The sequence below is a fragment of the Reinekea sp. G2M2-21 genome, from assembly GCF_015687175.1.
Lineage (GTDB): Bacteria > Pseudomonadota > Gammaproteobacteria > Pseudomonadales > Natronospirillaceae > Reinekea.
The window spans coordinates 865226-891725 of the sequence record NZ_JADPQG010000001.1 but is presented as its reverse complement, the minus strand read 5'-3'; the positions used below and the strand labels follow the sequence as shown (position 1 = coordinate 891725).

The window sequence follows — 26500 nt, the reverse complement described above, 5'->3', positions numbered from 1 at the left end:
TGATTAACGGGCCGCCACTGCTTCTTCCCGGAATCTACAGTTTGGTCGTTAGAAAGAAGACCAAACTCACAAATGAACGTCCGTTTTCACTAAAAATCGCCCAAAAATTGGCGATCAGGCCCGCATAATGCCAAAATTCAGCCCCAGAATGCAACGAACTTAAGCGATACCCGATAATGAATATTGAAGATCAACTGATCGACCTGGAAATAAGGCTAACCCACATGGATGATACCGTTGAACAACTGAACCAGGTGGTCACGGCGCAACAGAAAACCATTGATCGGTTAGAACACCTGATCATCAAAATGGCGCGAGAGCACTCAGAAATGAAAGAACAACTTGCACCCGACATCGTTGATAGTCGCCCGCCACACTATTGACGTCTGGCAGGAGTCATCAAGGATCTGCGCGCAGGCACGTTGACATTGTTCCGGCCTATGCTTGCCCGAAAAATTAGATACGAAACCGATATTCACCATAAGACCCTTCGCAGTTACACGCATAAAACGCTAAAATGCGTTTCTTAAATTTCAGGAAATCAGATTATCCATGCATTCCATTCGTGCCCGTTTCAGACACACCGTCCAAACTATTTTGTTCTGGTGGGTAAAGGTCCCGCAGAACCCACACCATACTGACTTGGAACAATTGAAGCAGAAAAAACACTGCGTCTATGTCCTGGAGCACCAATCCAGCGCGGATGCAATGGTAGTAGACCACGAATTGAGGCGTCTCGGACTTCCCGGACTGTACCGGAAAATCGATATAGACGAACTGCACGAAGAAACATCCTTACTGACCGTACACGCCCGCCCATCGGTTATAAAGCGCCACAAAGCAGGGATCGCCCCTCGCATTGAAACCCTGTTGACCTACCTGACAACCCAAACCAAAGAAGACATCATCCTCGTTCCTATAGCATTGTATTGGGGACGCGCCGCGACAAGCGGCAATGGACTATTGAACGCATTACTGAGTTCTAACTGGTCTGTTGTTGGCCGATTTAAGAAGCTTCTCACTGTACTATTTAACGGTCGCGACACTTACCTGGAAATAAATACACCCATTTCCCTGCGGGAATTGGTTGATGACAATCCCGACATCAACACGGCCACACGCAAGGTAGCCCGAGTACTGAGGGTTCATTTCCGACATGTCCGCTCGGCAGTCATTGGTCCGGATTTATCGCATCGTCGAGTCATGATTGATCAGTTATTGAAAACTGACCCGGTCCGCAAGGCTATTGAACAGCATGCAAAAACGAAAGGCGTGCCACTTGAAAAAGCCCAGTCTTACGCACGCAAACAAGCCATCACCATTGCGGCAGACGTTTCCTACGGCACTATCCGATTTCTCGACGTTTTACTCACTAAGTTGTGGAACAAAATCTATAATGGCGTGCTGTTGAACGGCATTGAGCCCGTACGGGAACTAGCCAAAGATAATGAAATAGTCTATGTCCCCTGCCACCGCAGTCACATTGACTACCTACTACTCAGCTATTGTCTCTATAAACACGGTTTGAACGTGCCGCATATTGCCGCAGGTGAAAACCTGAATATGCCCATTGTCGGCAGCATATTACGTCGTGGTGGTGCATTCTTCATTCGCCGTCGGTTTGGTGGCGATAAACTCTATACAGCGGTATTCAACGAATACATCCATACCGTATTTTCCCGCGGCTATCCGGTTGAGTATTTCGTAGAAGGCGGTCGCTCACGTACCGGGCGCATGCGGGTACCTGCCACGGGCACGCTGGCCATGACGGTGCGCAGTCACTTGCGAGACAACAGCCGGCCGATCGTGTTTATTCCGGTCTATATTGGCTACGAAAAAGTTTTCGAAAGTCGCTCCTATCTGGGCGAACTTAAAGGCAAAGACAAGAAAAAAGAGAACCTCTTCGATCTGGTCAAATCCGTCAAACAACTGAACAATTATGGTCATGTCTACCTAAATTTTGGGGAGCCCTTAAAATTAAATGATCAATTGAATAATCTGCAACCGGATTGGAAAGACAGTCAATATGGACCGGACGATCGTCCCAACTGGATGTTTAATTTCGTCGATCAGCTGTCGACCGACGTCGTCACCCGGATCAATTCAGCGGCGGCACTGAATCCAATTAACCTGATTGCCACGACTTTACTATCGACTCCCCGGCAGGCAATTGAAGGCAAGTTGCTGCGACACCAATTGCGCTTGTTGGCGGATTTACAGCTTGAAGCACCGTATAGCAAGTATGTGACGGTGCCAGACGGAAAAGTCGAAGATTGGATCGACTATGCCGTACAAATGGGCACATTACGCAATATCCCGCAAAAACTGGGTAACTTGTATGGGTTGGACAGCCAGAACACCGTATTGATGTCTTATTACCGTAACAATGTGCAACACTTGTTCGCTCTACCCTCATTAATTGCTGCACTTACCGTGCGCGCGCGAGGTATCAGTTTCGACAAGATCGCTGAACAAATCTCGATGATCTATCCGTACATCCGCAGTGAACTGTTCATTCAAGACAATACCGATACCGCACTGCAAAAGGCAAAAGACATCATTGACGTTCTCATCGCCAAACAGATTCTTGTAAAAGATGAACATGGCTTGCTGCACGGCCCGGATAAAACTCAAGATCAAAGCTTTCAATTGCAGTATCTTGCCAACATCATGCTGCCGACGCTGGAGCGTTACCTACTGACTTTATCTGTGTTAGTGCGCTTGGGTTCCGGTCAATGCAGTCAAACAATCCTCGAAAATCAAGCACAGCAAATGGCGCAGCGTCTGGCACTCCTCAACGGCCTGGACGCACCGGAATTTTTCGACAAAGCCCTGTTTAAAAACTTCATTCAGACCATGAAAGATCGCCGAGTGCTGACGCTAAACGCAGAAGGGAACCTGGAATTTGATGAACGCATACCAACGATTATCAACCAGGCTGGAGCGGTTATCCCCGATGAAATCTGGTACAACATCTATCAGGTAACAAAACGATCCGTCGCACACTCAGAGCCCTAAGGCTCTGAGTAACATTTCGTACTATCAGGCAATGGCCCGTTTGGTATAGATATCAAAGCGGTTGCTTTTGCCGATCAATTCTGTCGATGGTTTTCTGCCCGCCAGCGGCGGTGCCTGCTTAGGTCTTTTAACGACGACTCGAAACGTCGCCAAGTCTAGTGCAGGCGCCAATAACGAATCCGCATCCTCATCCGCCCCGACAATATCATGAAATAAGGCCATGTCTTTTTTAACCTTGGCCGATTTTTGCCGTTCCGGGAACATGGGGTCCAGGTAAATAACATCTGGTGGCGCAGCATCTGTTTGAGAATGATCAAGAAAACTCCCTGAATGTAACACCAAGCGCTGATGAATCGCCATCAGCTCACTGTCACCGGTCAAGCTTAAGTTATCAAAGCCATTTTTCAACAACAGATAGACAACCGGGTTACGTTCAAACAGTATCACTTGGGCGCCTAAACTGGCTAAGACGAAACTGTCTCGAGCCAAACCAGCGGTTCCATCCCATACACTTATATCGCGTTTTTTATTCAAGCCCACTGCCTTAGCGACAGCTTGCCCTGCACCTCCACCATGTAAACGTCGGTGCGTACTGGCAGCGGACTGAAAATCGACGAACACAGGCAAAATCTTTGGCCAGCTCGGATCAGCCAAGCCCAGGTGCCCCTCTTCAATGATTAGAAAAGGTCGATCAGATGGTTTTCCAATACGATCAATCCAATCGAGCTGCTCACACTCAGCGAGCAGATTTAGGTTTAATTCGTTTTTCGGTTTCGGGCAATACAGTTGGATGTTCATGTTCCTGGCGCTGTTTGAATTCGTTGCGCCGGTATTGTATGGCAAGTTGACGCCTAAACGTAGACATCAACCCGAAACAAGCTTGGGTCCTGAGCTTCTGCATTGTTCACCCCTTCTTTGGCAATCTGTTGGTATCGGTTTATCGCGGGATTTGACGATTCATTTTCCAGAGACGAACGGGTTGCCAATGTCCCCCTAGGGGCTTCCGCTTTATTGGGTTGTTCGACTGGAGCGAACCGTTGCGGTTGGGGCGAAGCCGTCTGATTGGTATTTGAGGATTGACCAAAATCTGAACCAGTCACCGTTGGATTGTTATTCAACGGACTGACCGGTTTAGAAGTATTGCTTAGGGGTTGTGCGGGTTTTCCGGTATTACTGGGAGGCGTATAAGGAACAGCCGTTATCGAGGTTGGTAATTGCATGGAAAAACGCCCACCGCAAATTTGAATAGATCAAATCTAGCGAATCCGGCGCAATTCACCAGTCCAAGTTACGAAAAGTATACAAAAAACAGGACAGCGCCCAAGAACAGTCGATAAATGACGAAAGGAAGGAACCCTGACCGTTCAATCCATTTCAAAAACAACATAATACAAGCGAAAGCACTAACAAAAGAAATGACGGATCCAACCATCAGTGCCTGGATATCGAACGCAGAGGGCGTTTGAATCAGCTCGATGGTCTTGAGGAGTCCCGCCGCCATAATTAACGGGATCGACAACAGAAAACTGAACCGTGCCGTATCTACTTTGTTTAATCCGAGCATCAATCCGGCCGTCATTGTAATGCCGGACCGTGACGTACCTGGGATCAACGCAAACGCCTGAGCCATACCTATCAATAAAGCATCTTTCCAAGTCAACTGTTCCAGATTGCGGTGCTGCGAGGCCTTCGCGTCAGCCCACCAAAGCACCAACCCGAACAGGGTCGTGGTCACGGCAATCACGAGAATACTGCGCAAACTGGTTTCAATAAATCCTTCTGCTAGATAACCAACAATAACCGCAGGAATGGTGGCAATAATGATGAACCAACCCTGCCGGGCCAAACCCGAGTCATGTTTCTTTTTAATGAGCGAGAGGCAAAAGTGGAGCGCCAGTTGCACAATGGTTTTCCTGAAATACAGAATGACCGCCAATAAAGAACCAACATGAACGGCAACATCAAATGCCAACCCCTGATCCACCCAGCCCAATAACTGCGAGGGAAGAATTAAATGTGCCGAGCTGGAAATCGGCAGAAACTCTGTCACCCCTTGCAAAACAGCCAATACAATCCATTGAGTTACCGTCATACTGTCCTCTTAATAAAGAAAATTAATAATATTGGCTTTCAGCCCTGATCTAAACGATTAGGATCCTACCTTGGGTTTATTATCCCAGGTGACTTTGTCACGCAGGTAAACCGGTAAAGCGTTTTCAGCCGAAACCGGTGTTATGCGATCCAACTCAAGCAGTTTGAGCGCCAGTTTCGCGCTGTCCCGTGCATGGGGCAGTTCAGGAATGCCATTGAATTTTTCCGTCAAGCCCTGCAAAACCGGGGCAAATTCATAGCCCGCAAGCCATCCATTACCCGCAAACTCTGTGTCCGGAGTAACATCCGACGGCAGATCCAATGGCGGTAATACTGCTTCTTCCGAAACCGGCATCGGAATACCCTGTTCATCAACAGAAAATTTAGCGAAATAAACTTCTGACATCCGGGCATCAATCGCAACCCATATACCACTACTAGCTTTTTCGCGCGTGCTGAAGGCTAAAGACTGTAAGGTACTGACGGGCAATACCGGACAGCCCGCAGCATAGGCCAAACCTTGAGCAACACCAGTAGCGATACGCACCCCGGTAAAGGACCCTGGTCCACGACCAAATACCACATAAGTCAGATCACCGACAGTGAGTCTTGCTTCAGATAACAATCGTTCAATTTCCGGCAACATTATCTTGGCATGCTCGCGCGGACGAACCTCATGGAATATAAATTCAGAGTTTCCAGCTAATAAAGCAATTGAGCAGATGTCTGCGGTGGTATCGATAGACAGAATATTCATTTCACAGATCTGTAAGCTGACAAGAGCGCGCAGTTTACCATAAATGACCAGCGCATCTATATGACTGACGCAGGATGGAATGGGTTCCCTTCATGGCTGTTACGATAGGTCTTGCCCAACGAATCCCCCTCCCGACAGGCCAATATGTGACAAAATTGACCCGTTTTCTAAAAATATGAACGAGCCTTGAGGTAATGTGACGAGCTAAACCCTGGCATGCTCTTACCCCTCTGTAATTTAATAAATGACAAATAGAAACAATTAAAAGCCTCTACTTCGGGAAAACAAGCAAAAAAAAAGACCCGATTGGGCCTTTTTAGAGAGAGATCAGCTTACTTTTTAGCTTTTGGCGCTGATTTTTTCGCAGTTTTCTTCTTCGCTGCAGGCTTAGCCGTTGCTTTTTTCTTTAAAGCGGTGATTTTGGCCTTAACCTTTTTAGCAAAAACCTTACCTTTGGCGGACTCTTTTTTCTCAAAGGCTTTTACTTTCTTATCATCTGCTTTAGCACGTGCAGCTTTCCACTTAGTTTCAAATGCTGCGACAGCTTTTGCCAGATCTTCACTGCGCTTAGCTTCCAAAGACGCGGCAAACTGTTCAGCTTTTGCAGCGGATTGAGCGGCATTGTCTTCAACGGTTGCTGCAATTTCAGCTACTTTCAGGTCAAAGCGAGCTGTTTTCAGCTTATCTTTAGCGGCAGCAACAGCGGCTTTTGCTTTTGCTACACCGGCTTTCGCGCTTTCCATTTGCTTTTTGCTTGCAGCAGTCTTGGTTTTCTGAACTTTCTTAGACACTGCGTCTTTTTTAGCGTTTGCAGCAGCCAATTGAGTTTCAGCTTTCTTAACCGCGGCATCTGCACTCTCTACTGCCTTAGTTGCTGCTAAAACGGCTTTGTTTGCAACGGCTGGAACAGCTTTTTTAGCAACTGGCTTTTTGGCGACTGCCTTTTTAGCCGGTGCTTTTTTTGCTGCTGCTTTTTTTGCTGGAGCTTTCTTAGCTACTTTTTTTGCTGGAGCTTTCTTAGCTACTTTCTTCTTGGCTGCTGCCATGATGTTATCCTCGTTTTCACGCACTAATAAAACAAAGGTTTAATTAAAAACCATCGATAAGGCTAATTTAGCTCTATCGATATAAATTGCAAACTTTCAAGCACTTTTTTATCTGTTTTTCGTGTTTTTTTTTTAATTTTTTTTCAATTCTTTCTTTTTTTGTGTCCGTTCGTCTGATTTCAACATATTTGTCCTCGGTTCCAGATCATCTGTTTTATTTTTTAATACTTCGGTATCAGATAAAAACCTTTTTTGCACCGTAGTGACCCGAACGTTTTTGACGGTGCTTTTTGTCATATCGCTACTTTTTATTCATAGATGATTTACTTCATGGCATAAAGTCATAAACAGGGTAAAAGCCAAAACGGATCAAAACACGAATAACCTTTTAACTGAGAAAGTAATCTCGGCTGAAAAAAGCAGACTTCGCTGATAAAGTGCCTTTGAAAAATTACAATTTCGCTCAACGATAATCGGATATCCTAAAATTCGTTGTTAAAAGCCTTCAAAGTGATGAATAGTATCAATCGAACCTTCCGTAGACGTTTTCAAACGCGCCTCTGCCAAAATGACAGACTCCCGCCCCAAAAGCTCACCAACCCATGACGTATGTGACCGATTTTTAATAATAGTTTTAGATCGCCCTCAAAGTCCTGATTAGCCCATAGTTGTCACCAAATCATCTTCGACAGATTGTTTGCAAGACGAAAAAAACATCCTCCATCGCCACATTGCCGATCACAAAAAACAAAGTACAAAAAATGACTTCACCGAAGTCGGCTTAAAATAGCCAGCCGTACTGCGCTGACTAACAAGTATGGCGCAAGGCAACCAATTCAATGCCAGGGACGGCGTTGAAAGCACTCTCCGTTCAGAAACACCAACGTGTCAGCGCACGCTCTAGCGACTTTTCCCATGAGCACAATAACAGGAAGTCCACCAACGGAGACGGGCGATTAAAATCGTTCAAATCGAACCTAAAATGGCGTTTTTATCATTTTTCACAACTTCACCTATGGTGATGGCTTGACCAAAGGGTGCTCCCGAATAGCACTTGCTTAAGCAGACTTGGCATGAAAATTTTGATTTCGAGAGCTCCTACGATTTGATTTAACTGTATGTCCCTTGCCGTTAAGTGCAAGTCAGATCTGACAAATCGCTTATAGTTCTTAACGAAAGAATCGTACAGAGGTGCTTTCTTTCCAAGGGGAGATCCCCTTGCCCCCCCATTTTTTATCGCCTTCTTTGGTATTCTGCCTTAATTACCACTTTCTTCGAACGATCGATTGAGAGTGCATCCCTGCACGCGCGCCGCTTTCGAGGGCATCCATGCCCTTGAAACCGTTGCGACGTGCCAAATAAGTCAGCCAAAGCAAAAGCGACGGAAGATTTATTTACGCCAGCCCTTGGTACATAGGATTTGGAGGTTAGCTTTAACTACAGAGAAAGTGACTCTTACCATTGTTACCCCGGGTTAAATGCTGCTTTATTAAGTGTTATTCACTATAGGTTTGAATGTGACGGCAGAAAAATTGAGTATCACGCTGAAACGTTCCCTACGTGTTTACCGTCGAATGGCTGGGTTGAATTGCGACAGGAACAGTTACCTTTGTTTGGTCAAATTAGAAGAAAAGGACTAAATAACACTAAATTAAAGTTCAAAAAATACAAAGCAACGCACGGTTCATCATGAAAACCAATTCAGTCTTTGCGAAAATCATCTAATAAATAGAAGCAGGTGCACACAATGGTTTTACTGAGGAAATGGAGTTCTTACCTGACAAAACATAAAACCCGGTGTTCCACTTCCACAATAATCGAGACCTGAATTAGAGCACGACAACCTACAATTCACCATCGTCCGGTCATTTTGGTCGTTGAGATGAGGAAACGGCGTGTTGCGATCAACCTGAATTATCCGGAAAATTCGCATTTGACTGTATATCGGCGACCCGACACAACTGCAGAAGTTGACTATTTTAAAAAACATAAAACTTGATAAACACAGAGCGATAGACGAAGCCTACATTTTTTCAAATAACCACAACCAAGAACCAGATGAGAATATTAAAGGCAACTGTGATTAATTCAAATCAACTCCGCCCGATCAGATCGAAGGATGAGCAAGGCGTGTGTTGCAGGAAAACACGGTTGTTGTCCGCATTGGGGTGAGTCCCGAATGGCACTTTCATAAGCATACTTGGTTTTTATCTGTAGCGTGTGCAAATTTCAATGACCTTGTCTCATTAAGTGATTTTCTCCTTCAAGGACTAAATCTGTCGGAGCGTTCGAACGCGGCCCTTAACGTTCCCAGCCGTCGCCACAAACGAATGATCAATCCCATCCATTCTGTCTTAGACAGGGCGTTCTCAACGTGAATGGTTTCACGTGGTCGCTTGCAATGCGAGAAAAACAGCACCAGCCACCGCATTTCCAGAGATGGACACAAAACACCATCTATTGATATCACCAGAGCTGGTGCAAATAATTAGTCCGTACTAAATTGGCTGACAGGTATTGTATGAGGCAACGGATTCAACCCCAAGGTCGGCGTGCAGGCATCACCGACGTGTCGGGGCACGCCTGAACGACCATTCAACCGAGCTCAATATCGGTGAAAGCACCAAAGCTGGCAAAAAATAGGAGCTCAAAGGAGGCTCCCCTTGGGAGAAAAAAGCTTCCAGGAGATCGACTATTCTCTAACCAAACCGCAGCACACTGATTGGATTGATCCTTAACAACCAAAACACAGGGTTGAACTGAGTCATGGGGACTCTTGATATTAAAGGCAGCCCTGCTTAATTCAAATCACCTCAGCGTTATCAGATCGAAGATTGAGCAAGCCGTGTGTTGCAGAGAATGGCGAGTCCTTTTTAAAAACACTCAACAATACTCAGTCATCAATCTGAAGGACCCGCAGGGCGAGCCTCAAATGGCGCATGACTTTGTTAGGTCCTATGCCAAGATGATGAATATTGCCTGCAGAACTTACCTCGAAACTTGCGCATTTCTGAACCCGCTGAGGTAGATGGCAATTATTCAGAGGAGCATTAAATCTACTGGTTTATTTAAACGTGTGTATGGGTTCTTCAGATCGTCCTCTCAGAAAAAGGAAATTACATTTTATTACGAAACAAAAAACGGCCAATTGACGGGCTTATTCAGTAAGTCGCCACTCTTACTCAGGTAAATCACACTTTATCCACAGAACGTCCCCAGCCTTATCCTTTGCAAAGGGTTTAGCATCAGGAGTAACGTTTAGCGCGCCATTTACGGAGGTTAGCCGGATGAATACTGCTGATGATCAACTGAACAGCCAGTCATCGAATTTGCTTTTCATGAGACGCAGGCAAGCGGCCGACCTCCTGATTTCTCTGGCTGATGGACCAGCGCAACCGTCACTGGCTAAGAACCTGCTTTTGGATGCCTTGTATCAAATTCCAACCGAATGTTTTATCGCCGACGACTGGTACGTCATCCTTAAACAAGTCACCCATGTGTTGCTACAGCAGGAAAGCAAAAGCGGAGCAAGGATGCCCACTCACCTTTCAGATCTGCTCGCAAGAATTGCCAATCGACTCGCCGCGCATACCCATTAACAGGTACTTCATTCCAATCTTACGGGATTTCCTGCGTTAAAAGAGACATACCGTCTCTCCAATTGTTTCAACCTCCCTGAGTCAGCATTCACCAACCACCCAGAAACAAAAAAAATCAAAGAGCAAAGCTACCGGTAAGCCTTTAAAACATTATTCTGCGTTAAGAAACGTTGGCCATTGTTGAAGACTCCAGCGTTTTTGATCCGCCTCCCAAACCAGGTGGATGTCAGCGGTTTGAGGCACCTTTAATGCCGACTTAATAAACGTCAGTTCGGGGTTTGCACTCAAGGCAGGAGCCCATATCCAAGGCGAAGGTTGGTGATAAAGCCAGGTAAAACCAACCCGATACCTCGTATCCTCCGAATCGTTCGACGTTAGTAGCTCCAGATAAATGACATGCTCCAGCTGTACATAGCCCACAATAATGGGCTGGTCCTGTCGGCTTCGATTCAACTCATAGTTAAAAACACGGGTAAAAAGTACCTTTTTATTGCCCACGTCAGCAACAGTCGAGGTTTTCTGCAACCAACCTTCTTCAGTCAGTGTGTCAAACAAGGCGAGCTTTTCGGCATTTTCGGGAATATTGGCCACTGACACAGGAAATTGGCTTGCACTAATCGTTATAGGATGACGTTGCAAATAATCCGTTAGGGTTTCCGTAAAAATCATCAAGAGCCGTTGACGATCATGTCCCCCCACCAGCTCTGCATTTCCGAGGACTGGAATTAAAAGCATGCAAATTAATAACAAATTATTCTTAAAACAATGCAAATTCATTTTTCCTCTGAAATCCAGCCATAGAGCGGGCACTTTCAAAAATCAGCCAAATTGTCAAGCCGTCAACCCAAATAAGGTTGTTTGCGGTACTGCAATGTTCAAATAGTAGACTATATTTATTTTTACTGTTGATCGTAGCAGCAGCAGTATGGTGACTACTCCCATGTGGGCTATGCCCCATGAATTTTCGGACACTGATCTCAGTGTCCGTTTTTTTTGCAAGGAGCCTTCCTATGTCCTCAGAATATATGAATGTGGCGCAAGCTGCGGCCTATTTAGGTGTATCTGAAATCACTGTTAAACGATTTATCCGTGAAAAGCTTATTCCATCCGAAATACAAAACGGGCAAAAAATGTTGTCAGTCAGTGCTGTTGAGAACTATAAAAAAATCAACGAACAATTTTCCAAACGCTGATAATCTTCGGGGCCTCTGATACACTGCGCTTTCTTAAAGATTGAAGTGTACGTATGCATCCCACCTTGCAATTACTGGAACGACATTCATCCGAGTTAGGTGAAAGTCCTGTCCATTGGTTTGATATTCCTGAAGCATCCCCCATGGTTAAATCTGGCGACAAGCAATTTAATCTGCATTGGTCCCAGAATAACAATGCCCTTCTAGATGCCGATACATGGCCAACAAATACCCGTAACGTTCTTTTTTACCCAAAGGCAAAAGACCGTCTCGACTGGTGGCTGGCAATGTTATCGAACTCCCTTCAGGCTGATCAAACCCTTTGGGTGGTGGGTGAAAACAACGGTGGCATCAAAAGCCTCCCAAAACGTGTGGCTGGCCATTTTAACTGCATAAAAATAGAGTCCGCGCGACATTGTGTGTTGTTTGAGCTGACACTCACGGACAAAGGTATTCAGTCACCAAAATGGTCAACCTTCTCGGTCGGTGACATGACCTGCTATACGTTGCCGGGCGTCTTCAGTGCCGCCCGATTAGATCGCGGGACCGATGTATTGCTGTCTGCATTGCCTGAACTCAGCGGGCATATTCTGGAATTTGGCAGTGGCTGTGGGGTATTAACGGCGCATCTGGCCATACAGAAACAGGTGAAGTCCGTGAACGCCATTGAGATTGATTTGTGCGCTGTGCGATCGACTAAAAAAACACTGGCGGAAAACGGCTTAGCTGACAAATGCAGTGTGACCTGGTCTGCGGGCACAGAACAGTTGGAACCAAAACGTTATGACGCTTTGGTCACTAACCCTCCTTTTCACAAAGGAATTCAAACAGAATACGGGCCGACAGAAACGTTTTTTTCGGAAGCGCATAACTGGCTTAAAACGGGTGGACACCTGGTTTGGGTCGCGAACGACTTTCTGACCTACCACCATCTGCTTAAGGGTCATTTTACAAACATAACCCAGTTAGTGCACAAAAACGGGTTTAGTGTTTACAGCGCGCAGCGACTTTGACGCAAGAATTTGACACGGCATCGGCTTGCTGTGGTCGTTAATGTTTAACATCACCAACAAACAGATAACCTTTGGAGCGAACTGTTTTTATGCGTCTCGGGTGGATGGGGTCGTCGCCAACTTTGGGACGAATTCGGGACACCCGAACATCGACCGAGCGGTCCTGACCATCATATTCGATGCCTCTTAACTGCGAGAAAATTTGCTCTCGGGTCAACACTTCGCCTGCGTGGCTCGACAGCAACCACAACAGGTCGAATTCGGCACTGGTCAGGTCAATCGGATTTCGGTCCAACCAGGCTTCTCGCATGGTGTTGTCGATCACCAAATCGCCGAATTCAAGACGGTCATCTGAATGGGTCAGTTCTGCCATCGTTGCCCGATCCGCACGTCTTAGTATGGCTTGGCATCTGGCCAGAATGAGTCGCGGTGATGTTTTTCGAGCCACATAATCATCCGCGCCCATATCTAACCCCAGAACCTGATCCAGTTCATCGGTACGATGGCTCATCAGAACGATACCACCTGAAAAATCCTTGCGGCTGAGTTTACAAATGGTCAGACCCGATTCACCGCGTAAGTCCACTTCGATCAGAATTAAATCGGGCTTTTCGTCTCGAATTCGCGAGAGTGCGGTACTGGTTTCAGTTTCCACTTCAACGTCGTATTCGTTGCTGCTGAGATAGTCACGCAAGTGACTTGCGTATTCAACATCGTCGTCAACGATGAGGATGCGCTTTTTCACGACTGTTTCGGCTTTGTATCCCACAAAATAACCTGCCCTGTCACAATGATTCGCTGCCCTGATTTCTAACCTTAGAATCCAGGTCCTATTGGGCTTAATTTAGACGGTATTTTTCAAAATGCGAGATTTTGGTGAAGAAATGTTAAAGAATGTGACCGAGCTGGAAAACCAATTTCAAATGTCGAAAACAGGCGCTAGCCTGGAGAGCGACTACCGCTCTAAAACCACTTCGGGATAGGGTATTGATTCGTCTGAGTTAAGCAGCGGGGCCGGTAATATTTATCCAACCTATGGAAAAGCGGGCTGTAAAAAACAGCCGCCCTTTTCTCCGCGAAGGTGGTTGTCAGCGCGTACCAAATAATTTATCACCGGCATCGCCAAGCCCGGGCACGATGTAACCATCGCTGTTGAGCCGCTCATCCATCTGCGCTACATAAATATCCACATCCGGATGGGCCGCTTCAATTGCTGCAGCGCCTTCGGGTGCACCGATAAGACATAACCCCAGAATCTTCTGACAACCCTTGTCCTTGAGTAAATCGATGGTGGCGATCATTGAACCGCCCGTGGCCAACATCGGGTCAACAATAAGGGCGGTCCGCTCTGCGACGTCTTCAACGACCTTGTCAAAATAGTAAACCGGTTCCAGCGTCTCTTCATTCCGATACAAACCGACCACACTGACACGCGCCGAAGGAATCAGCTGTAATACGCCGTCCATCATGCCCAAACCAGCGCGCAAAATGGGCACCACGGTGATTTTTTTGCCCTTAATCCGTTCAACCGTTAACTTGCTACCATCCCAGGCGTCAATGTCGACCTCATCGGTCGTCAGATTCCGAGTAGCTTCATAGGTCAGCAAGTTGCCGATTTCAGACGCCAACTCACGAAACTGTTTTGTTGAGATGCCAGCTTCACGCATGATACCGACTTTGTGCGCCAGCAACGGGTGATTAATTTCAATAACCGCCATTTATAATCCCTCCAGGAAATCCAATTCTGCTTGTTTGCGAATCACTTTTCGGTGATTCGCCCATAATTCTTGAATTTTATCTTGATTGCACTGCTGACGATCAACCAAAACTTTGGTATTCAATTCGCCCCGACGTTGGCCATTTAACAGCGGTACTTTTGAAAACACAAACTGATTCGAAATCATGTCCATAAACGGACCGGATTTGCTAGTCGGCATGATAAACAACAGTTGTAGGCCCAACGATTCGGTCAAATACCGGATGACTTCTTTAGACCGTGTTTCATCCATCTTCGAGAAGGCTTCATCGACTAACACCATACGCAAATGACTGTCGCCTTCGTTAAACCGGAAAGCCGATGTAATGGCTGCGGCGCGAATAATGTAGGCGGGTGTTTCCAACTGTCCGCCTGATCCGGTACCGTATTGACTCAATGCAATCGGCTGCTTGCCATCCGGCTGTTTGTAAATTTCATAACTACGGTAGTTACGATAGTCTGAAATCCGCTCCAGTTCACGCAAGGCACGCTGTTCATCACTGTCCAATAGCATCTCCATCAACTGATCGCGAATTTTCCGAGAACGCTCGCTCAGCTGCGTGTCAAAGAGTGTCTTACCCTCACCAATGGATGGGCTTTTATACACTTCATCGAAGAAATGCCAGTATTCTTTGAACTCAGGAACCCATTGATAGTCGAACCAATATTTCTCACGGTCGGCACCAAAACGATGATGTTCCAACTCTTTGTTTAAATCAGTCAGAACTTTTTTACCGTCATTAATCGCCTGATGTATGGAATGACATAAGTTCGTTACAAACGCACTGTTAAAGCTTTCTTTCAAGACCCCAAGCTGGTCAACCTTTTCCACCAGCACATTGTTTTTAACCCGGTTATGTACGCGGTCTACATCGCGGCTCAAATTCACCATACCACGGAAAAATTCAACGTTATGCAGGACACTGTAGTTGAGCTCAACCACGATGGCATCCTGTGGCTGACATTCCGAATTGTGCTCTTTCAGAAGCTGTTCGAATTCGTGTGATTTTGCATTAAGCTCACTTTCCAAAGATTTGCGCAGGTTTTCTTCCACGTCAGCATCGGAATCTTCGGCTTGCTTGTCCGCTTCCGCCAAACGATTTTCGACATCGAAAGGCGGCCAGAATTCAACAATGTTACGCAGATAGGCCTCTTTCTCTTCTGCCCGCTCTTGAGTTTTTTCCTGTTGATCACTGAGCACTTCACATTGTTTGGTTAAGGCTGTAATGCGCTGATTCAGTGATCCCTTTTTCTCGTCACCTTCACGAATACGGGTATTCAGCTCGTTTAATTGATTAACAATAACCTTGTATTCGTCTTCAATCCCCTGAACATCACTTAAGTCCAGTGCGGCCAACGCCTGTTCGGCTTTGCGCAGTTCCCGTTGGGTTTCCAGCATTTCGCGAATCAGCTGACCGTGCTGCAAATGCCGCAATTGATTCACCGACTCATAGAGGCTTTTTACTTCACTGACCAACGCTTGCAAGTCATTGGCCTGTCCGGCCAATTCATTCAACTCACGTTTTTTAGCCGACAGTGCTTTCTCACGCGCGCCCTGACCAAACACCAGATCACTTTCCGGAATGTCGCACCGGTACATGGCGTAGGCACCACTGCCTAAACCTTGTGCCGTCACGCCACGTCGAGTCTTGCGCAATTGTTCTGCGTCTTTGCACTGCTCTACCAATCCATAACTGGCTGTCACATAAGCTTTGGCAATGGCGTGATCGAAGTGCATCAGATGCACAACGGAATTCGCTGGCAGCTTTATGCGGGCGGCGTCTTCTCGGGCTTTGCTACCTTGAATCACGCGTGCCCGGTTGTCTTTCGGCAACGCACGGACAATCTGAATAGCGGTAGCCTCAAACTCGGGCTCGACCAGAATGGCAAAGCGGGCGCCGCCCATATAACCCTCTATGGCCGCCTGCCAATCTTCGTTGACGACAGAGACGTGATCGCACAATACCCGCGGGTCCGCTTCGGGACATTCGCGCCGGATAGCCTCCATCGCCAGCCGAACATGATGTGGGTAATTGACTTGCGCCGACGCCAGGCTATCGATGTCTTGTTGTTTACGGCTGAGGTTCGTGCGAATCTGCACCAAACGTTGCTCGCGCCGGTCAACCAAACGCTGCAATTGGTCGCGCAGGGAAATGCCGTCTGCCTGAGTCGTCTCGTCAAACCAAAGTTCGCGCCATTCATTGAGCAAACTCTGTTGTTGCATGGCCTGATCGAGGTGTTCTTCCAGCGGGCTGATATCAATCCAATCCTGATTCAGCAAGCTGCGGAAATCCACACCCAGTTTCTGTGTTTGCACAACGTCACGAGCTTTGGTGTGTAAACGTTTATCCGCCAGCGCAGGAATTTCGGTGGCCAATGATGTTTTCAACAACGCTTTTTGAATATCAAAACTTGCGTTCAGGCTTTTCTCCAGCGCATCGTTCTGAGTCAGCAATGGTGCAGCTTGTTTTTGCAGTGTCGCCGTACAGTTTTGAATTTTCGCTTCAAACTTATCTTTGTCTTGCAGGGCATTAATACCCAGACGGCGGGCTTCCAGTGAGACCCGCTGTTCGTCGGTTTGATTGCGACGCTCTGTGGTCACTTCCAAATCTTCAATCAACTGATCCAGCTCGTTGCGCACTCGTTGCTGATCGGCTTTGGTTCCAAGGTACTTTTTCTGGTCGACCAGAAAACGGGATTTGGCCGCAACATAATCGGCCACGTTGTATTCGATCCAGCTCTGAATATAGGCATTGGATTGGATACGCGCTTTGTCCAGCCGTCCAATCATATTTTTCAGTCGATTGGCTTCACCTTCCAACCCGTTGATGGTTTTCATCAGATCCGAAACGGTGCGGATGGCTTCGCCCAGATCCTTTTTCTCGAGAATTTCCTGAGCAACAAAACCGTCAATGCTCTTCACGGGCTTGTAAGCCATGAATCGTGAAAATGCGCGAGCGGCGTTCATTGCCTCGCGCTCACTGATGGCATCTTTGCGTCCGCGCAAGGCGGCATAAAGTCGTCGTAGATATTGTTTCTTGGTATCGTACTTTTCAGCGCCTTCAATTTTCTGATGGGCAAAATGAGCGCTCAGACGATCCAGAGATACCACCTGACTGCGGCCTTCAATTTCCTGTACAAAATCGGCTTTGGTCAGCTCAGCATCCGGCACTATCATATACATCATGTCGGACTGGCGAGCGATTGGTGTCGCACCGGCTTTATCGATGTAAGCAGTCACCCCGATAATGGCTGTAAATGGATCTGCACTTTCGCCCTGCGTTGGATGAAACACCGCAGCAAGATATCCGACCGTGGGCTCGGTACGCGCAAAAGAGCCATCGTCACAACCGAGTACATAAGAGGCCAACGTTCGAACCTGTTTGCCACGGCCACGTTGCGTGGCTTCGTCCTGTCCCGGGTTGTAGTGAAACAGGGTGTCATGCGCAGCCGTCATGATGGTCTGCAGTGCATCGGCAGCCGTCGTTTTGCCGGAACCGTTGCCACCGGAAAATAAATTAATCGGGCCAAACTCGAATTCCATCACAGGAATATTGCCCCAATTCACATAAATAAAATTCTTCAAGCGCATGGGTACTTATTCCTTCTCAAAAATCGAATGATCCGTCGGTACAGAATTGAGAATAACCGCCGACGTCTCGGCTTCGTCTTCCGTTATACGTTCATCGTCTTTCACCAACGACTCAGGATCGTCGTCATAGGTCTCGGTCAGTGCTTCTCCATTTCCTAACAGAGCAGACAGAACGTCATCCGATACATAGCTGATAATCATTGGACGAATTCGAATCCAAAGATCAGCTGAATCTTCATTGATTTCCTGATTCAACTGAATCAGTCGCAACTGTCGCAGACGACCAAACAGCTGACGACGCTCGGTAAGCTTTTCCGGCAACGTCCTTTTCAGCAGATTACGTAACGAGATGGTGATGTTTTCAATGGATACGAGAACACAGCCCTGTTCATCCAGTTGCCCTTCCCGTAAAGCGCGGTCATAGAGACTGCGTAAAATAAGCACCAGCGCAACTTCAGTCTGATTCAACTTAACGCGGAAACCGTTATTGAATGGGTGGTCATGCACATCGGGTAACCCGGGCACTTCCGCACCGGGTGGAAACAAACGCACAAAATTAAAACGACTGTCGTGTTGAATGCGCACGCCAATAAGATCAAGGTAATCAGCCACCAGACCTTCAATACGCAGGAATCGATCATACAAAACCTGTTCGGTTTGACTTTCATCGCGACACAGCACGCCATAGTCCAGAAGTCGAATCAGCAACTCACTGTATTCATTGCGCGAAATTCCGGCTTTTTCCAGATATTTTTCCAATTCATGAAACATGTTTATCGTCCTCTGCGTCGACTCGGGAGATATCACGCAGTTTTATTTCAAAAAGATCCTGTTGACTGAAGTACTCAGTGGTCACTGGTGGTTTGCCTGTGTAGTCAACACTGAACTGCAGGTCTGTGCTCAGGGAATTGGCACTGCCCACTTCGATTGCGTGTGACAGATTCAGCAGATCTGCAGCGCTGTTTACTGGCAAATCTGCGGTGGTGACAGAGTGTCCCGCCATTAGGTGTCTGACTAAGTAGTGCCTGACCTGGTTATCGTTAATAAGAAATGCCTGGTCCAGCATTTGCTGCACCACCAATTCTTTATGAGCATCTTGATCGAATTCAGTTTCGTTATCTTGCGCAACGTCGAGGCTGAAATCCCGTTTCGCCCGTCGGTTGTGCAAACGCATGTGAGCAGGATCGAGCAAACCAATTTGCGGCACACTCATCAGATCACTGGCACGGTCTAACAAAACATTTTGTTCAGCGGCGGTTTTTTCCGACAACGCCTGCAATACCTTAACCATATCATTGTGGGTTGAACTGGACAGGTAGTTCATCTGCCGGATGATGATATCAGCGCGCTTGGTAAAACTCTGCAGTGCTCGACGCAGTGCGGGCAACATAATGTCACTGGCAGCTTGCAGCCGATGTTCGATACTGTCCAACAACATCCACAACACACTCTGACCTTCTGTGACAAATTCCGGCAAGAGTTCACGCAAGCGCCGCTCAGCCTGCTGCTTAAAAGCTTTATCCTGTTGACGGATTTGCTGAATTTTTGCTGAAATCTCGTTACGGTATTTCTCAACGTTGTCCGCCGATAAGCGGATCGCCAAATCGGGTTGAAAGCGCTTTTCCATGAAATCGAAAAAATCATTCGTGGCCTGTTGTATCATCACCTGACTTTCCATCTGTTTGACCAACGAGCGTTTGCGGTCGTCCAACTCAGCGATGACATCGGTAAAATCACTGATAATGCGCTCCGAATATTCCCAGGCGTCGAGCAGGTCGTACGCCTCACCATTTTCCAAAAAAGAACTCATGGCGTTTCGGACATTACGGGTATTACGGTGGCGGGTTCGTACGCTGGATAAATCAGTCGATACGAAGGGCTCAGTAAAGGTTCGTCCGAAGCGGCTGAAATTAAAACTGCTTTGCAAGGAGGCTTCGTCGACCTGTTTCTCGATCCAGCCATACTCGATCAACTGATTCAGCACCCAACTGGCGTGTTCGCGTGTGGTGCGGAAACGACCTTCTCCGTCGTCCTCTTCAGTCTGTAACTCAGGTGCTCGTACCAGGGCCGCACTGAATGTCTCAATAACATCATCGCGGGTTAGCGCGTGTCCATAATCTGCACTGGAACTGGTGTAAAGACGACGGTAGAGCTCGCGCAGGCACTCTACGATCTGTTCGCGGTACTTACTGGTCAATGGGCGAAAGAATTGCGCCCGACTTTGCTCAAAAAACATAATAAAATCAGCCGGTTGGCTACCCTGGAAACAGTGGGCAAGCATACCTGAATTTGACCGGCAACACAGCTATCGATCAGCATTCTAAATCCAAAACAAGCGTTGAACACGTATCATGGAGCCGTTAACCTTGATGCCCTTCACTCATAAGGAGAAAGACATGGCCCTACCCGCGCTGAAACTGCCTAAAACAGGCACCAAAGCCCCTGCATTCAAAACCGTGAACCAACATGGCGAAACCGTCGAATTGAAAGGGCTGAAAGGTAAAAAAGTCGTTCTCTATTTTTACCCGAAGGCCATGACACCAGGCTGTACCACACAAGCCTGCGGAATTCGTGACACAAAAGCCGATTTCGACGCTCGTAATACTGTGGTTCTGGGCATTAGCCCTGACGCTCCGGCCAGGTTGGTCAAGTTTATTGAGAAAGAAAACCTGAATTTCGACCTGCTCAGCGATGAAGACCACCAGATTGCCGAAAAATATGGCGTTTGGGCGTTAAAAAAGTTTATGGGCAAGGAGTATGTGGGCATCCACCGCCTGACGTTCATCATTGATGAGGAAGGTAAGCTGGCCCATATCATTGAGAAAGTCAAAACCAAAACCCATCATGAAGACGTACTGGCCATTCTGGATAGTCTCTGACGGTGCCGCAACCGCAGGGCAGTAAGCCCTACCCTGCGGTTCATCCATTAGCCCAGTCCTCACGTATCTTTGATCACGACACCTTACCGGACCACCCAATTGAAAAAACTCGTCACACTTCTAGTTGCCTTCAGTCTCTCGCCTGCGTTCGGCTGGGATAACAACGATATTGACCGCGCTTGGCGTGCCGAACAAAGCGATCACCTGCAGAAACTAATATCACAGGATCGTTTTGCTGGACTCTACATCCACTACAGGCTGGCCATGATCGCCTTGAACAATGACGATAAGAAAACCGCTAAAGTGTCGTTGGAAACCATTAAAGATTCGCTGAAGAAGAGCTATCAAACTCAAGACGAGGCGGCGCTGTATTCGGCTGCGTTGGGCTTATCGATCACATTAAAACCCTGGCAGGCGGCATTCATTGCCGGCGACGCTGAAGATGCCCTGGCATACAGTCTGGAGATATCCGAGGAACATGCCCCCACTTTAATGGTGAAAGGTATTGCCCTGCACAATACACCGTCGTTACTGGGTGGTGACAAAGCGAAAGCGCTTGAATATTTTGATAAGGCCCTGACGATTTATCAGCAAACCGAAGCATGGGGTTTGGAAGACGCTTGGTTATGGAAAGCCAAGACACTGTATAAGCTGGACCGTACCGCGGACGCCGAATCCACATTACAAGCCTTGAAAGACCGGTACCCAGATTTTAAAGAAGCCCAAAACCTGAACCTGGCGGACTTATAAGACCTCATGCATGCTTGAAGCAATTGATGGCAAGTAGGCAAACGACTACTATCGCCCCGGACAGCATAAAGGGGCGACAAATTGGCGAATTATCTGATTATTAACACCGGCGGCACCATTGGTATGGTAGAGGGTCCCCATGGTCTGACACCCAATGCGGGCGAAGTCGAAAATGCCTTACAACAGCACACTGAGTTGACCGACTGGCACCAACATCAATTGAACTGGGAACACTGGTCACCACTGCTGGATTCATCCGACCTGAACCCAAGCCACTGGTACAGAATTACCCACACCATAGCCCAGGCTGAAAATATCGATGGCGTTCTGGTAATACACGGCACTGACACGTTGGCTTACACCGCCTCCGCACTGTCATTCTTGCTCGCCGATCTGACGATCCCTGTTGTTATTACCGGCTCCATGCTACCGATTTCTGCTACAGGCACCGATGCGCTGGACAATCTGCAACGTGCACTGATCGCATTGGAATCAAATCGCCCGGAAGTCATGGTCGCCGTGGGCGAAGAAGTGCTACCCGGAAGCAGGGTGACCAAATACAGCACCCAAGCCATGGCCAGTTTCAGTTGCCCAGGTTGGGATGCCAGTCACTGGGCAAACTCAAAAAAAGTCTCAACCAGGCGCTTTACGCAGCCTTGGCGCAATCCAGAGGTCACGCTGCTCACGCTTTATCCAGGCATTCCAGAGACCCAACTGGACCGGATCTCGGATAATCCAGCGACCCGGGCCATCTTAATCAGCAGTTACGGCAACGGTAATGCGGCGAATACCGCTGCGCTGCGCCGTATGCTAGCCTCGGCGCAACATCGCGCTATTCCAGTGTTTGTCACCAGCCAATGCTTTGAAGGGAATGTGGATTTTGGGCTCTACGCGGCGAGCTCCGTGTTTACGGAACACGGCGCCATCAGCTGTGGCATGATGCCGCTGGAAGCGGCCATCACGAAAATCCAGATACTTTGCTCAGAATTCGACCATGCTGACGATATAATTCAAGTTTTTCGCGAACCACTGGCCAGAGAGTGGGAAAATCAGCCAGACGCGCACTGATTCAATCATTGATGTTTAACGCGAGTGGGTGCCCAGCCTGTTGTGCTAACTGCAGATATTTTTGCGCCTTTTCGTTGTCTTGCGGAAAACCTAAAATGCCACCGTTGGCAAAAATCTGATGCAGTTGCCAACAAACCTTGGGCCGATCCAGCCCCACACACATCATCAGATAGCGGGCTCCGGCAGACTTACTGGCGTCATCACTGCCCTTATGCAACAACAAAAAACCATAGAGTTCTTGCGCATCTTTATTGCCTTTGTCCGCCTGCTGGGAGAAGCCTTTCATAAGCCACTCATGCACGCGCCGAAACCGCGTCAGCCAAGATTGATGAAAAACCCAGAGTAAAAAATTGTATGGCATTGGATATCCTCTGATTATTCGCTGGTACAATAGTAACTTTCAATTTCAATGAGAGGCAAACCCATGACGGTAGGAAACTGGGAGCCGGGTTCAGAGCAGGCACAGATCCCGACAGATGTATTGCTCCGCGCCCTGTCATACCACGATGAACATTCTTTTCCGGAACAACCACCGGAGCAACTCCTTCCCTTACAGGCCTTTGTAAAGGTCACTAAGTCTCAGTGGCAACCCGCCTTCAGCGAACTCGACAGTGAACAGTTAAAACGGTTGTGTCGGTTTTTTACTTTGGCGGAAGCACATTGGAGTGATTGGTTTGGCGGTGATAAAAACCCCGTGATCTGGATTTGCAAAGAGTTAAAGAAGCGCGGCGAGTTTCCCGATAAAACGCTTACGGCGTGGATCAAAGAAAACTCAGACAATCGCTTCCTTCCATACGGCAATGTTCTTGGATGACCGACACACTTCCCATCGAAGAGATAAAAACATCCCTTTTACCTGCCTGGCACTCAGGTGGTGCAGTCATTTCCGCACCACCGGGTTCTGGAAAAACAACCCAGATCCCGCTGTGGCTGCTAGAACAAAGTCAACAAACCATCTATCTGCTCATTCCGAAGCGGCTTGCCGTTAAACTCGCCAGTCAGCAATTGGCCAGAAACCTGGGCGAACCACCAGGAAAAACAGTGGGGTATCAACTGCGTCAAGAACGTCTAACCAGTGCAGAAACACGGCTGATCGTCACTACCTATGGCAGTTTTTTGCGCCTGTTATTGAATGATCCGGATCAGATCGCGCACAGCACGATCATTTTCGATGAATTTCATGAGCGATCGGTTGAACAGGATCTGTGCTACGCGCTGATAAATCAATACGTCGAACTGTTCGATAGCAGCGTGCGCCGCCTGATCATGTCAGCGACATTGAATGTTCAGAACATTCTGGAACAAACCGCCTTGCCGCTCATTGAATCAGACGGCTTCAGCTATCCGGTCGACATCCAATATCGAAAATGTGACGTGAATCGCCCAGCGGATGTTGGCCGCATCATCGAAGCGCAGGCAGACAACACAGACCACCACATTCTCGTTTTTTGCGCTGGACTGCGCGAAATCCGCCAGCTGGAAAAACAACTGGGCAACCGTCAACCGATTCTGATCTTGCATGGGCAACTGGATAAAACACCGAACATTCAAACCTTGGCGTCTGATCCACCGACCATTATTCTGGCCACCAATATTGCCGAAAGTAGTGTTACGCTTCCCAAGGTACATACGGTTATCGACCTGGGCTTGGAGCGATACGCAGACACCAACCCGGTAACGGGCATCAACACATTAAAAACGCGTCGTATCAGCCAGGCCAGCGCTGCACAAAGAGCAGGTCGAGCCGGCAGGCTAGGCCCCGGCAACTGTATCCGCCTCTGGAGTATCGATGACCATGCCGCGCTGATCCCCCATCAACCGCCGCAAATCACTCATGCCGATTTGACGGATCTTGTTCTGCAAACGTTGCACTGGGGCGCACAACGGGATGATCTGGTTTGGCTGGATAAGCCGGCCGCATCCAGATGGCAACTGGCGTGTGACAAACTGGCAAACTGGCAAGCCATAACCCGCGACGGGCAACTGACAAACCATGGCAGTGCCATGCAAAACGTCGGTTTGGATCCCTGGCTCAGTCATCTCATTGCACTGGCCGAGGCAGAAGGCAACCTTGCGAGCGCTTCGATTCTGGCGGCCTACCTGATGACAGGGACGCCAATCAATTTCGATCCGCGTCAACCGTTACCAACACCATCTCTGCCAGCCCCAGTTGTTGCCGAATGCAAGATTATCTTGAATCGCTTTGGCCAATCTCTGCCTGCCGTTACCAGTGCCATGAATGAGTCACTGTTAATTCGGGCACTGGCTGACCGCCTTATCTGCTGGCGCAAACCAATGCAAGGGCAATTGATCAGTGGTACCGAAGTTCGTTCCAGAGAGCCGTCAGACGAACAATGGGGCATATTGCTCGATGGTGTTCGCCAGCAAAAACATATCCTGGCAACTCATACTTTGCCCGTATCCAGCAACGCAGTGACTCAGGTTCTGACGGTCGAAGACCACGTACAATTTAAACCAAACGAACGACCCGCCTTCCTGAAAACGACGACCCTCGGCAAGATTGTGCTATCGCAACAGCCGACAAAACCGTCGCAAGAAGAAAAAACATCGGCCTGGTTACGATACATTTCGGATCGAGGTGACGAAGCCTTTGTTTGGACAGATGAAGCCCTCAACCTGAAACAACGTTGGCAATTCGCCTTAAAGGCGGGATCTGATTGGCCTGACTACCCGTCGTCGGCTCAATGGGTGAAAATTGCGGAAAGTTTTATGATGGGTATCGACACATTCGAGGCTTTGCCGATTACGGCGATGATGGAACAAGCGCTGGGCTACGACGCTATTAAAAAACTCAACGCTGAATTACCGCACTACTGGACATCACCAACGGGTCGAAAAATCTCTATTGACTACGACATCCACCAATTAAAAGCGTCGGTGTCACTTAAATTACAAGAGGCATTCGGGTTATCGGCAACACCGTTGCTGCTGCAAACGATCCCGTTAACACTGCATCTGACGGCACCAAACGGCCGACCGTTGGCTTCTGTCACAGACCTTTCATTTTTCTGGAACACTATATACCCACAAGTCCGCAAAGAAATGAGAGGTCGATACGCCAAACACCCTTGGCCAGAAGACCCATTGTCATTTACAGCGACATCAAAAACCAACCGTCAATTGCGTTCAGAGAACGGATCAGGTTAACGAATAACGCCTTAATTGTTCACCGGTCAATAAGGCAGACGGGGAAATTCACGTCAACAACGCAGGTTCATAGTGTTTCCTCTCACACCAAGGTAAACTCGAAGAAAAAAGCAGACACCATGCGAACACAGCAAACGACAAAACCCGCCAAAGGTCTGAGAAGACTTGTAAACGCGACCAAGTACAGTTGGCGTGGACTCTGGGCTACCGCACAGCATGAAGAAGCTTTTCGCCAGGAACTGTTAATGTTACTGGTTGCGTTGCTGTTAACGCCCTGGTTATCACAAAGTTGGTTTCACGCGATTGCCTTATTGGGATCGGTTATTCTTATCATGATTGTTGAATTGCTGAACAGCGCGATTGAAGCGTTAGTTGACCGTGTCGGGCTGGAATACAATGAATTATCCGGAAGAGCAAAAGACATGGGATCGGCAGCGGTATTCCTTAGTATTACGTTGGCGGGAATGATCTGGGCTGTGTCCATTATGCAGAAGTTTTTTTAGGTTCTGCCGAAACGTCAGAAACTTTTTTATATGAAGCAGCGCAATCCGGTAACGATCATCGGACTAT

At 47.8% G+C, this 26500-nt stretch carries 23 protein-coding genes; 11 read left to right on the top strand and 12 right to left on the bottom strand.

Annotation, left to right across the window (positions count from 1 at the left end):
* Positions 1-176 precede the first annotated feature (176 nt).
* Together IYN85_RS04135 and plsB are read left to right on the top strand one after the other, a co-directional pair.
* Entirely contained in the window at positions 177-383 is a 207-nt protein-coding gene (locus IYN85_RS04135) for a SlyX family protein (protein ID WP_196157564.1), read from the top strand.
* A 169-nt stretch (positions 384-552) separates the two neighbouring features.
* Entirely contained in the window at positions 553-3018 is a 2466-nt protein-coding gene (gene plsB / locus IYN85_RS04130; RefSeq protein WP_196157563.1) for a glycerol-3-phosphate 1-O-acyltransferase PlsB, read from the top strand.
* Positions 3019-3042: 24 nt separating this feature from the next.
* Here plsB and IYN85_RS04125 read toward each other — a convergent pair whose 3' ends face one another.
* From IYN85_RS04125 to IYN85_RS04105, 5 genes are all read right to left on the bottom strand, one after another.
* On the bottom strand, positions 3043-3816 hold the full coding sequence (locus IYN85_RS04125; protein ID WP_196157562.1) for a class I SAM-dependent methyltransferase: 774 nt from the start codon (positions 3814-3816) through the stop codon (positions 3043-3045).
* 53 nt (positions 3817-3869) lie between these two features.
* A complete protein-coding gene (locus IYN85_RS04120) occupies positions 3870-4238 on the bottom strand; it encodes a hypothetical protein (protein WP_196157561.1) in 369 nt (122 codons plus the stop codon).
* Between the two features lie 68 nt (positions 4239-4306).
* Positions 4307-5110, bottom strand: a complete 804-nt coding sequence (locus tag IYN85_RS04115; protein WP_196157560.1) for an undecaprenyl-diphosphate phosphatase — start codon at positions 5108-5110, stop codon at positions 4307-4309.
* Between the two features lie 57 nt (positions 5111-5167).
* Positions 5168-5866, bottom strand: a complete 699-nt coding sequence (gene tsaB / locus IYN85_RS04110) for a tRNA (adenosine(37)-N6)-threonylcarbamoyltransferase complex dimerization subunit type 1 TsaB (protein WP_196157559.1) — start codon at positions 5864-5866, stop codon at positions 5168-5170.
* Between the two features lie 332 nt (positions 5867-6198).
* A complete protein-coding gene (locus IYN85_RS04105) occupies positions 6199-6912 on the bottom strand; it encodes a hypothetical protein (protein WP_196157558.1) in 714 nt (237 codons plus the stop codon).
* A gap of 3287 nt (positions 6913-10199) precedes the next feature.
* On the opposite strand from IYN85_RS04105, the gene IYN85_RS04100 reads away from it, so the two are divergent.
* Positions 10200-10511, top strand: a complete 312-nt coding sequence (locus IYN85_RS04100; RefSeq protein WP_196157557.1) for a hypothetical protein — start codon at positions 10200-10202, stop codon at positions 10509-10511.
* Positions 10512-10661: 150 nt separating this feature from the next.
* Here the strand turns inward: IYN85_RS04100 and IYN85_RS04095 are convergent, their stop codons facing one another.
* Complete coding sequence (locus IYN85_RS04095; protein ID WP_196157556.1) at positions 10662-11180, bottom strand: hypothetical protein; 519 nt, start codon at positions 11178-11180, stop codon at positions 10662-10664.
* A 341-nt stretch (positions 11181-11521) separates the two neighbouring features.
* On the opposite strand from IYN85_RS04095, the gene IYN85_RS04090 reads away from it, so the two are divergent.
* Together IYN85_RS04090 and IYN85_RS04085 are read left to right on the top strand one after the other, a co-directional pair.
* Positions 11522-11704, top strand: coding sequence for a helix-turn-helix domain-containing protein (locus IYN85_RS04090; protein WP_196157555.1), 183 nt, complete (start codon positions 11522-11524; stop codon positions 11702-11704).
* A 53-nt stretch (positions 11705-11757) separates the two neighbouring features.
* Entirely contained in the window at positions 11758-12717 is a 960-nt protein-coding gene (locus IYN85_RS04085) for a class I SAM-dependent methyltransferase (RefSeq protein WP_196157554.1), read from the top strand.
* A 37-nt stretch (positions 12718-12754) separates the two neighbouring features.
* On the opposite strand, the gene IYN85_RS04080 is transcribed toward IYN85_RS04085, so the two are convergent.
* From IYN85_RS04080 to IYN85_RS04060, 5 genes are all read right to left on the bottom strand, one after another.
* The gene (locus IYN85_RS04080) at positions 12755-13486 is read right to left on the bottom strand and encodes a winged helix-turn-helix domain-containing protein (RefSeq protein ID WP_196157553.1); all 732 of its coding nucleotides are present in this window, start codon (positions 13484-13486) and stop codon (positions 12755-12757) included.
* A 319-nt stretch (positions 13487-13805) separates the two neighbouring features.
* Positions 13806-14435 carry a uracil phosphoribosyltransferase gene (upp, locus tag IYN85_RS04075; protein WP_196157552.1) on the bottom strand — a complete coding sequence of 210 codons (630 nt, stop codon included), beginning with the start codon at positions 14433-14435 and terminating at the stop codon, positions 13806-13808.
* Positions 14436-18065 (bottom strand): ATP-binding protein, encoded by a 3630-nt coding sequence (locus IYN85_RS04070; protein WP_196157551.1) that lies wholly within the window; start codon positions 18063-18065, stop codon positions 14436-14438.
* 6 nt (positions 18066-18071) lie between these two features.
* The gene (locus IYN85_RS04065; RefSeq protein ID WP_196157550.1) at positions 18072-18836 is read right to left on the bottom strand and encodes a DUF4194 domain-containing protein; all 765 of its coding nucleotides are present in this window, start codon (positions 18834-18836) and stop codon (positions 18072-18074) included.
* Positions 18826-20301: a Wadjet anti-phage system protein JetA family protein gene (locus IYN85_RS04060; RefSeq protein ID WP_196157549.1), complete on the bottom strand. Its 1476-nt coding sequence runs from the start codon at positions 20299-20301 to the stop codon at positions 18826-18828. Before IYN85_RS04060 ends, IYN85_RS04065 begins: the two co-directional genes overlap by 11 nt.
* A gap of 160 nt (positions 20302-20461) precedes the next feature.
* On the opposite strand from IYN85_RS04060, the gene bcp reads away from it, so the two are divergent.
* The 3 genes from bcp (at position 20462) to IYN85_RS04045 (ending at position 22762) form a co-directional block, all read left to right on the top strand.
* Entirely contained in the window at positions 20462-20944 is a 483-nt protein-coding gene (bcp, locus tag IYN85_RS04055; RefSeq protein WP_196157548.1) for a thioredoxin-dependent thiol peroxidase, read from the top strand.
* Between the two features lie 99 nt (positions 20945-21043).
* Positions 21044-21694: a tetratricopeptide repeat protein gene (locus IYN85_RS04050; protein ID WP_196157547.1), complete on the top strand. Its 651-nt coding sequence runs from the start codon at positions 21044-21046 to the stop codon at positions 21692-21694.
* An 81-nt stretch (positions 21695-21775) separates the two neighbouring features.
* Positions 21776-22762 carry an asparaginase gene (locus tag IYN85_RS04045; RefSeq protein ID WP_196157546.1) on the top strand — a complete coding sequence of 329 codons (987 nt, stop codon included), beginning with the start codon at positions 21776-21778 and terminating at the stop codon, positions 22760-22762.
* A gap of 1 nt (position 22763) precedes the next feature.
* On the opposite strand, the gene IYN85_RS04040 is transcribed toward IYN85_RS04045, so the two are convergent.
* The gene (locus tag IYN85_RS04040; RefSeq protein WP_196157545.1) at positions 22764-23123 is read right to left on the bottom strand and encodes a hypothetical protein; all 360 of its coding nucleotides are present in this window, start codon (positions 23121-23123) and stop codon (positions 22764-22766) included.
* A gap of 63 nt (positions 23124-23186) precedes the next feature.
* Here IYN85_RS04040 and IYN85_RS04035 point away from each other — a divergent pair, with 63 nt between their 5' ends.
* From IYN85_RS04035 to IYN85_RS04025, 3 genes are all read left to right on the top strand, one after another.
* Complete coding sequence (locus IYN85_RS04035; protein ID WP_196157544.1) at positions 23187-23576, top strand: hypothetical protein; 390 nt, start codon at positions 23187-23189, stop codon at positions 23574-23576.
* Complete coding sequence (locus tag IYN85_RS04030; RefSeq protein ID WP_196157543.1) at positions 23573-25930, top strand: ATP-dependent helicase C-terminal domain-containing protein; 2358 nt, start codon at positions 23573-23575, stop codon at positions 25928-25930. The genes IYN85_RS04035 and IYN85_RS04030 overlap by 4 nt, the downstream gene beginning before the upstream one ends.
* A 119-nt stretch (positions 25931-26049) precedes the next feature.
* Positions 26050-26433: a diacylglycerol kinase gene (locus tag IYN85_RS04025; RefSeq protein ID WP_196157542.1), complete on the top strand. Its 384-nt coding sequence runs from the start codon at positions 26050-26052 to the stop codon at positions 26431-26433.
* Positions 26434-26500 lie beyond the last annotated feature (67 nt).